The sequence below is a fragment of the Nocardia sp. JMUB6875 genome, from assembly GCF_041154655.1.
Lineage (GTDB): Bacteria > Actinomycetota > Actinomycetes > Mycobacteriales > Mycobacteriaceae > Nocardia.
This window is the reverse complement of sequence record NZ_BAAFGR010000243.1, coordinates 1-8,531: the sequence shown is the minus strand read 5'-3', so window position 1 is coordinate 8,531 and position 8,531 is coordinate 1. Positions and strand designations below refer to the sequence as shown.

8 protein-coding genes are annotated in these 8,531 nt (G+C 69.3%); 3 read left to right on the top strand and 5 right to left on the bottom strand.

The features are described from left to right. The coding region (locus ACAM49_RS36400) for a DUF4139 domain-containing protein (protein WP_369640080.1) at positions 1–650 on the top strand (650 nt) is incomplete at its 5' end. Between the two features lie 21 nt (positions 651–671). On the opposite strand, the gene ACAM49_RS36395 is transcribed toward ACAM49_RS36400, so the two are convergent. Then, positions 672–1,769 carry a LuxR C-terminal-related transcriptional regulator gene (locus ACAM49_RS36395; protein ID WP_369640079.1) on the bottom strand — a complete coding sequence of 366 codons (1,098 nt, stop codon included), beginning with the start codon at positions 1,767–1,769 and terminating at the stop codon, positions 672–674. Between the two features lie 90 nt (positions 1,770–1,859). On the opposite strand from ACAM49_RS36395, the gene ACAM49_RS36390 reads away from it, so the two are divergent. Then, a complete protein-coding gene (locus tag ACAM49_RS36390; RefSeq protein ID WP_369640078.1) occupies positions 1,860–3,251 on the top strand; it encodes an FAD-binding oxidoreductase in 1,392 nt (463 codons plus the stop codon). 56 nt (positions 3,252–3,307) lie between these two features. After that, complete coding sequence (locus ACAM49_RS36385; protein WP_369640077.1) at positions 3,308–3,934, top strand: SMI1/KNR4 family protein; 627 nt, start codon at positions 3,308–3,310, stop codon at positions 3,932–3,934. 6 nt (positions 3,935–3,940) lie between these two features. Here ACAM49_RS36385 and ACAM49_RS36380 read toward each other — a convergent pair whose 3' ends face one another. From ACAM49_RS36380 to infB, 4 genes are all read right to left on the bottom strand, one after another. Further along, positions 3,941–4,927: a bifunctional oligoribonuclease/PAP phosphatase NrnA gene (locus ACAM49_RS36380; RefSeq protein WP_369640076.1), complete on the bottom strand. Its 987-nt coding sequence runs from the start codon at positions 4,925–4,927 to the stop codon at positions 3,941–3,943. Between the two features lie 6 nt (positions 4,928–4,933). Next, positions 4,934–5,386: a 30S ribosome-binding factor RbfA gene (gene rbfA / locus ACAM49_RS36375; RefSeq protein WP_369640075.1), complete on the bottom strand. Its 453-nt coding sequence runs from the start codon at positions 5,384–5,386 to the stop codon at positions 4,934–4,936. A 20-nt stretch (positions 5,387–5,406) separates the two neighbouring features. Beyond that, a complete protein-coding gene (locus ACAM49_RS36370) occupies positions 5,407–5,697 on the bottom strand; it encodes a DUF503 domain-containing protein (protein WP_040810726.1) in 291 nt (96 codons plus the stop codon). Positions 5,698–5,824: 127 nt separating this feature from the next. Next, positions 5,825–8,531 (bottom strand): translation initiation factor IF-2 (gene infB, locus ACAM49_RS36365; protein WP_369640074.1); only part of this gene is annotated, 2,707 nt, incomplete at its 5' end.

Sequence of the window (8,531 nt, the reverse complement as noted above, 5' to 3'; positions counted from 1 at the left end):
TTCAGGAAGCGGTCAGCACCGTCGAACACGACGCCACCGCCACGACCTACTCTCCGCGACGCCCGGTCGCCATCGCCTCGGACGGCACCGAGCACCGCACCCTCATCACCGCTCTCGACCTCGAGGCCGATCTCGATCACGTGGCCGCCCCGATCCACTCCCCCGAGGCCATCCTGCGCGCCACCGCCCGCAACACCTCCGAGCACACCCTCCCCAAGGGCCGCGCCTCCCTGTTCAACGACAGCGAATACGTCGGCGCGACCACCCTCGACATCTGGGCCCCCGGCGAGGAACGCGAACTCGCCCTCGGCGTCGACGACCGCATCCGAATCGAACGAGAACTGGTGCGCCGCAACGCCTCCAAGGCCACCCTCGGCTCGGCCCGCCGCATCGAATGGGAATACACCATCACCATCGCCAACCACGGCGCCCGCCCCACCACGGTCACCATCCTGGACCGCCTCCCGGTCCCCCGCGACACCACGGTCACCGTCAAGGAAACGACCCTGAAGCCCCCTCCGTCCGAACGCGACGACCTCGGAATCCTCACCTGGAAACAGGATCTCGCCCCCCAAGCCGAAACCACCATCACCCTCGGCTACCGCGTCGAGGCTCCGAAGGGAGTCACCATCTACGGCCTCCCGGACTGACTTTCGGCTCCCGCCGAAGCCTCACCGCAGGAACCATCCGCTGCCGCCCACCGGCGTCTCGTTCTCGATGCGCGGCGCGTGATGGTCGAAGAAGAGCTTCGCGGTGAGTTCGGGACGGGAGCGGACGTCGAGTTTGGCGAAGACCCGCTTGATGTGGTCGTCGACGGTGTGCGCGGAAATCGCCAGCACACGGGCGATTTCGGTGCGGCTGTAACCGCGGGTGAGCAGGCCGACGACTTGGCGTTCGCGCGTGGTGAGGTGGTAGGTATCGGCGATCAACGCGGCGATCTCGACGGGGCGGGTGGCCTCGAGAATGATCGACACATTGCCGTCGGTCCCGGCGAGCTGTTCGGCGTGCAGGGTCAGCCAGCGACCGGAACGGGTACGGATGCGGGTGCGCGACGGACCGGGGCGGGAGCGGGCCCGGTGGGCCGAATTCAGCACGCAGAAGGGAAGTTCCAGGTGGGGGTCGCGGTCGTCGTCGATGCGGTCGAGCCAGTGGGCCGCCGAGGACGTCGCGGTGATCGGTTCCAGGTCAGGCGTCAGCAGGAGCAGTCCGGGGCCCTCCACCGCGTCCTCGGCCTCGATCTCGGTGAGCACCATCTCGCGGCGAATCGCCGCGGCCACACCGGCGGTGGCGGTCGCCGCCAGACGCGCTTCGGTATCGGTGAAATCCGGTGCGCCCGTACCGCGGAACAGCACCATGGCACCCCAGGTCTGCGAATTCGCCTCGAACAGCACGCGCATCTCGTGTGCCATTCCGGCGGGCACCAGGATGTCCCGGTAGCGCGAACTGGACTCGGGATTGCCGTTGGTGGCGGTGTGCAGCGTCATGGCGCGCCGTCCGATCCGCGCGAGATCGGCGAGGGCGAGGGCGTCTTCCCCGCGCGCCTCGATCTCCAGCAGCCGGGGCATGTATTCCAGCGGCAGACCCTCGCGGTGTGAGCCGCCGGTGGGCAGCACCGAGGCGGGATCGATCGTCAGCACGCACCAGGCGTCGAACGCCACCGCGCCACGCACCGTCGCGGCCACGGCCTCGAGCAGTGCGACCGGCCCGGAACTCGTCCGCAGCACCTGTTCGACGCCCGCGGTCAGGACATCCACCGACTTTCCGGTCATGGGGGTAAGTATCGCCGCTCCCGCTCCCGCGGCGAATCCCCCGAAACCGGGGATGTCCGGGTACGGCAGCCGGGCGGGACGCTGAGCGGCATGACGAATCGACTCTTGGGGCTGACCGGCTTCACCGGCACCCTGATCCTGCCGGGAGACGCCGACTATCACGAGGCACGGCGAGTGTGGAACGGCGCCATCGACCGGTTCCCGGCCTTCATCGCCCGCTGCTCGAGCGCCGAAGACGTCGCGGCGGCCGTGCGCTTCGGTGTCCGCCACGATCTCGCCATCGCGGTTCGCGGTGGCGGGCACAGCTTTCCGGGGCTGTCGGTGTGCGAGGGCGGGCTGGTCATCGATCTGAGCCCCATGCGGTCGATCGAGATCGATCCGGAAGCCCGCCTCGCCCAGGTAGGACCGGGCGTGCTGTGGGCGCAACTCGACAGTGCGGCGGAAGCGCACGGGCTGGCCGTGCCCGGCGGCGAGGTGTCCCACACCGGCGTCGCCGGGCTCACCCTCGGCGGCGGCGTCGGCTGGCTCTCCCGCCAATACGGCCTCACCTGCGACAATCTGATCGCGGCGCAGCTGGTCACAGCCACCGGCGACATCATCGAGGTCACCGAGGACGCCCACCCGGATCTACTGTGGGGATTGCGCGGCGGTGGCGGCAATTTCGGCATCGTCACCCGATTCACATTGCGGCTCAACCCGATTCCGATACCGCTGTACGCCGGAATGGCACTGTATCCGCTCGCCTCGGCGGAGGCCGCCCTGAAGTCGTTCCTCGATCTGGCACGCACCGCACCCGATGCGCTCGGACTCAATGCCGCCCTGATCACCGCCCCGCCGGCGCCGTTCATTCCGCCTCGACTCCACGGCACCCCGATGCTGGCGGTGGCCGCCTGCCACACCGGCGCCCACGCCGAAGCCGAGGCACTGATCCGGCCATTGCGAACGGCGGGGGACCTGGTGTTCGACGGTTTCGGGCCAATGTCCTACACGGTGCTGCAAACCCTGGTCGACGATTCGGCGCCTGCCGGATTCCCGGTGTACGCACGCGCCGAATGGCTCGGCCCGCTGGACGACCTTTTCATCGAGCGTCTGGTCGAATCCGCGTGGCGAATGACCTCGCCCATGTCCCAGGTGTTGCTGCGGATAACCGGCGGCGCGATCGCCCGAGTTCCCGCCGCGGACACGGCATTCGGCTTCCGCCACGCCACCGCCATGCTCACCGTCGCCTCGATGTGGCCCGACCGCACGGCCTCCGACTCCGCCCACCGAGATTGGACGCAGGAGACCTGGCAGGCGATGCAGCCATGGTCAGCGGGCGGCGGGTACGTCAATCACCTGCAAGACGAGGGGCCGCAACGGGTTCGACAGGCCTACGGCGAACAGACGTGGCAGCGGTTGGCGACATTGAAGCAGAAGTTCGACCCGGACAATGTGTTTCACCTGAACCACAACATTCCGCCGGGCGACCTCACGGCGAGCTGAGGCCGGTTCTAAGCTGTCCGCTACCAAAGGCACTCGAGGACATCAGGATTCGGACAATGGCTATTACTCGCGACGCGCTGTCGAAGCTGCGCCGGGCCGCCTCGGCGGGACTGCTCGATCTCGACGGGACCGGGCCCGCCTCGGAGGAGGCGGTGCGGGCGCGAGAAACGCTGTTGGAGCCGCACTTCGGCAGTGTCGCCTGGTCGGTGCCGCCGAGCTACCGGGCACTGCTGGCGGAACACAATCGGCTGCATTGCAATCGGGAGGAACCGGACCGCGAGTTCGTGCTCGTGGACGAGCAGGAGCTCGTCGGGTTGAACGCTGACCTGGTGCATCTGCCCGAGGGGGTCGAGCGCGAGCCGGGGCGGCAGCTGTCGACCAATCATCTGGTCGGGTTCGCCGAGGCCGGGTACGGGGCGGTGTGGTGTTTCGATGTCACGCAGCCGGATTCGGGCGGTGAATACCCGGTGTACTACCACCATCAGGATGAGCCGCGGGCGCGATATGCCGCGGACGGTGCGTGGGAGGAGCAGGCCGACGCCGTGCCCGACTTCCCGTCGTTCGCGGCCTGGTTCGAGGCGATGGCCGCGGCCTTCACCGCCACCGAATCACCGGCGTGGCTCGACGAGCTGGGCACACCGACCCTGGTCTGGCTCGCCCGCGACGGGATCTTCCGGAACTGATCGGGCTCAGCCGAGTTCGCGCAGCAGGTTCGCGAGCAGCTCGGGGGCGGCTCCGGCGGTGGAATAGCCTGCGGCATAACGGTGTCCGCCGCCGCCCAGTGCGGTGGCGACGCGGGAGACGTCGACGCCCGGGGTGCCGTCGGCGTTGGCGTGGGAGCGCAGGGAGACCGTCCAGTGGTCCGGATCGCTGCGGGATTCCTTGAAGACGGCGGCGACCTGGGCCTCGTCGGTGGTGCGGATCAGGTCGATGATGCTCTCGACCTCTTCCGAGCGGACGTGTTCGGTGTCTTCGCGGCGGACCACGGCGTAGACCAGGCCCGCACCGTTCGCCGCGTCGCGCAGCAGCTGGGCGGAGGCCAGGACGCGCGACAGCATGGGGAGCCAGGCGAAGGGGTGGGTGTCCATCAGGGTGCGGGTGATGGTGGCGCCGTCGATGCCGGTGGCCAACAGGCGCTCGGCCAGGGTGTGGGAGCCGGGGCGCACCCATTTGAAAGAGCCGGTGTCGGTGACCAATCCGGCGTAGAGGCAGTGCGCGATGGCGGCGTCGATGGGCTCGCCCCACGCATCCAGGATGCGGGCGATGACACCGGCGGTGGATTCGGCGGCCTCGTCGACCACATTGACCCGCCCGAAGCGGGTATTGGAGCGATGGTGATCGATCACCAAAGTCGTTGCGGCGCCGTCCAATCGGTCACGCAGCACCCCGAGCCGCCCGGAGCTGCCGCAGTCCACGCACACCAGCACGTCGACCTCCCGCGGCACCTGGTCCGCGCGCACCAGCAACTCGGTGCCGGGCAAGGACCGCATGGAGGCCGGCAGTTCGGCCGGTTCGGCGAAGGAGACGACGACCGGGACCCCGCGCCGACGCAGCACCTGCGCCAGGGCCAGCCCGCTGCCGATGGTGTCGGCGTCGGGCTGGACGTGGCAGAGGATGGTCACCGATTTCGCGGCATCGAGCACCTCGACGGCGGGAGTGACATCGACGGGGGTCACGGCGGGTCAGGCTTCGTCGTCGTCTTCGTCCTCGTCCGACTTGTACGGGTCCGCCTCACCGGCGTAGGACGCGCCGACCGACACCTGCGCCACGCGCGCGTCGACGGCGCGGGCCTTGGCCAGCAGCTCTTCCATCTCACGGGCCGCTTCCGGCACCGTGTCGAGCTTGAACGCCAGCGTCGGGGTGAACTTCACCCCGGTGCCCGCACCGACCTTGGAACGCAGGATCCCGGCGGCCTTCTTCAGACCGGCCGCGGCCTCCGCGTAATCGGGTTCGGCGTCGATGGTCTCGCCCATGACGGTGTAGAAAATTGTCGCCTCACGCAGGTCACCGGTCACCTTGGCGTCGGTGACGGTGACGAACCGCAGTCGCGGATCCTTGATCTCGTACTCGATCGCCGTGGCGACGATCGACGAGATGCGCTTTGCGAGTCGGCGTGCTCGAGCCTGGTCAGCCATGTCGAGCCCTCCTCACTTCTTCAGTCTTCGGGTCCGAAGATGCGGCGGCGTACTGCCAGCAACTCTAACTCCGGACGATTGGCGACGTGCCGTTCGCATTTGTCCAGCACCTCGGTCAGGTGGTTCATGCCGTAACTGACCATTGCCACACCGAGCAACGATCGCCGATACCGGTCATGATCTCCGCCCTCGGTCACACTCACGTCGAACCGTTTCAGGTCCGCGATGATCGGGCGGATGACAGAGCGCTTCTCCTTCAGTGAATGCACATCACCGAGCAAGATATCGAATTCGAGCGCTCCGAAAAACATCTTTTCAGTCATATGAACGCGCCCCGGGGAATGCGCGCACGGTTACCCGGAAGGGCTGGGACACTTCAAAAACAAGGGCACAACCCCGCCGGACCTCGAAAGGTCCGGCGGGATCGTGTACTGCAACCTAGTCGCGCGGCTTCTCCCGCAGCTCGTAGGCCTCGATGATGTCGCCTTCCTTGATGTCGTTGAAGCCGACGGTCAGACCGCATTCGTAGCCCTCGCGGACCTCGGTCACGTCATCCTTCTCACGACGCAGCGACTGGATGGTGGTCTCGGCGACCACGACATTGTCACGGAGCAGGCGCGCCTTGGCGTTGCGCTTGACCGAACCCGAGAGCACCCAGCAACCCGCGATATTGCCGAACTTGGAGGAGCGGAAGATCTGGCGGATCTCCGCCCGGCCCAGCTCGTGCTCCTCGTAGATCGGCTTGAGCAGACCCTTGAGGGCCTTCTCGATCTCGTCGATCGCCTGGTAGATGACCGAGTAGTAGCGGATGTCCACGCCTTCGCGGTTCGCCAGCTCGGTCGCCTTGCCCTCGGCCCGGACGTTGAACCCGAGGATGATCGCGTTCGACGCCGACGCCAGGTTGACGTTGGTCTCGGTGACGCCACCGACACCGCGGTCGATGACGCGCAGGCGCACCTCGTCGCCGACATCGATACCGAGCAGCGCCTCTTCGAGGGCCTCGACGGTACCGGAGTTGTCGCCCTTGAGGATCAGGTTCAGCTCCGAGGTCTCCTTCAGAGCGGCATCCAGATCTTCCAGGGAGATCCGCTTGCGGCTGCGCGCGGCCAGGGCGTTGCGCTTGCGAGCGTTGCGGCGATCGGCGATCTGACGCGCGATGCGGTCTTCCTCGACCACGAGCAGGTTGTCGCCCGCACCCGGAACCGAGGTGAAACCGATGACCTGGACGGGCCGCGACGGCAGCGCCGCGTCCACGTCGTCACCGTGCTCGTCGACCATGCGGCGCACGCGACCGTAGGCGTCGCCCGCCACGATCGAGTCGCCGACCCGCAGGGTGCCGCGCTGGATGAGCACGGTCGCCACGGGACCACGGCCACGGTCGAGGTGGGCCTCGATGGCCACACCCTGCGCGTCCATGTTCGGGTTGGCGCGCAGATCCAGGGCGGCGTCCGCGGTCAGGACCACGGCCTCGAGCAGCGACTCGATATTGGTGCCCTGCTTCGCCGAGATGTCCACGAACATGGTCTCGCCACCGTATTCCTCGGCGACCAGACCGTATTCGGTCAGCTGCTGGCGAATCTTCTGCGGGTTCGCGCCTTCCTTGTCGATCTTGTTGACCGCCACCACGATCGGCACGTCCGCGGCCTGCGCGTGGTTGATGGCCTCCACCGTCTGCGGCATGACGCCGTCGTCGGCCGCGACCACGAGGATCGCGATATCGGTGGCCTTCGCACCACGGGCACGCATGGCGGTGAACGCCTCGTGACCGGGGGTGTCGATGAAGGTGATCAGTCGGTCGTCGCCGTTGACCTCGGCCAGCACCTGGTAGGCGCCGATGTGCTGGGTGATGCCGCCGGCCTCGCCCTCACGGACGTTGGCCTTGCGGATGGTGTCCAGCAGTCGGGTCTTACCGTGGTCGACGTGACCCATGACGGTCACGACCGGCGGACGGACCTGCAGGTCTTCCTCGTCGCCGTCGTCCTCGCCGTAGGTGAGGTCGAAGTTGGCGAGCAGCTCGCGGTCCTCGTCCTCCGGGGAGACCACGTTCACGACGTAGTTCATCTCCGAACCCAGCAGCTCGAGGGTCTCCTCGTTCACCGACTGGGTAGCGGTGACCATCTCGCCGAGGTTGAACAACGCCTGCACGAGCGCGGCCGGGTTGGCCCCGATCTTCTCGGCGAAGTCCGACAGCGAGGCGCCGCGGGCGAGACGCACGATCTCACCGTTGCCGCGCGGCAGCCGCACGCCACCGGCGATCGGCGCCTGCTGGTTCTCGTACTCGGCGCGCTTCGCCCGCTTCGACTTACGACCCTTGCGGGGCGCGCCACCCGGACGTCCGAAGGCACCCGCGGCACCGCCGCGACCGCCACCCGAACCGGGACGGCCACCGCCGCCACCACCGGGACGACCGCGGAAACCACCGGGCGCACCGGCGCCACCGCCGGCACCCGCGCCCGCACCCTGACCGGCGCCGGGAGCACCGCCGCCGCGGTAGCCACCGCCACCGCCGCCACCGGGACGACCGCCGCCGGCGCCCGGACCACCCGGACGCGCCGGACGGCCTGCGCCACCCGGACCGGCCGGACGCTGAGCGCGCGCGGGCATGGCACCCGGGTTCGGCCGAGGCGGCATCGAACCGGGGCTGGGACGCGGACCGCCGGGACGGGGACCGCCCTGACCGGCAGCGGCCGGACGCGGACCACCCTGGCCCGGACCCGGACGGGGACCGCCCTGGCCGGGAGCCGGACGCGGACCGCGCTGCTCGCCACCGGGACGGGGACCGCCCTGCGGACCCGGACGCGGGCCACCCTGGCCCGGACCCGGACGCGGGCCGCCCTGCTGCTGACCACCCGGACGGGGAGCCGGACGCGGAGCGGGACGCTCCGGAGCCGACGAGAACGGGTTGTTACCGACGCGCGGGGCCTTCGGGCCCGGCTTCGGACCGGCCGGACGCGGCGCGGCCGACGGGCTCGGGGCCGCGGCGTTGGGCTGCGGCGCCGCCGGGCGCGGGCCCGGGGCAGCCGGACGCGGCGCGTCGGGACGCGGCGCGGGGGTAGCCGGCGCGGAAGACGCTGCGGGAGCGGCGTTCTCGCGCACGGCGGGCTTGGGCGCGGGACCCGGGCGGGCCGCCGACGCGGGGCTGGGC

Excerpts from the sequence above, each read along its gene's own strand:
- ACAM49_RS36395 (WP_369640079.1), bottom strand. The coding sequence starts at position 1,769 with ATGACCGGAAAGTCGGTGGATGTCCTGACCGCGGGCGTCGAACAGGTG.
- ACAM49_RS36385 (WP_369640077.1), top strand. The coding sequence starts at position 3,308 with ATGGCTATTACTCGCGACGCGCTGTCGAAGCTGCGCCGGGCCGCCTCG.
- ACAM49_RS36390 (WP_369640078.1), top strand. The coding sequence starts at position 1,860 with ATGACGAATCGACTCTTGGGGCTGACCGGCTTCACCGGCACCCTGATC.
- rbfA (WP_369640075.1), bottom strand. The coding sequence starts at position 5,386 with ATGGCTGACCAGGCTCGAGCACGCCGACTCGCAAAGCGCATCTCGTCG.
- ACAM49_RS36370 (WP_040810726.1), bottom strand. The coding sequence starts at position 5,697 with ATGTTTTTCGGAGCGCTCGAATTCGATATCTTGCTCGGTGATGTGCAT.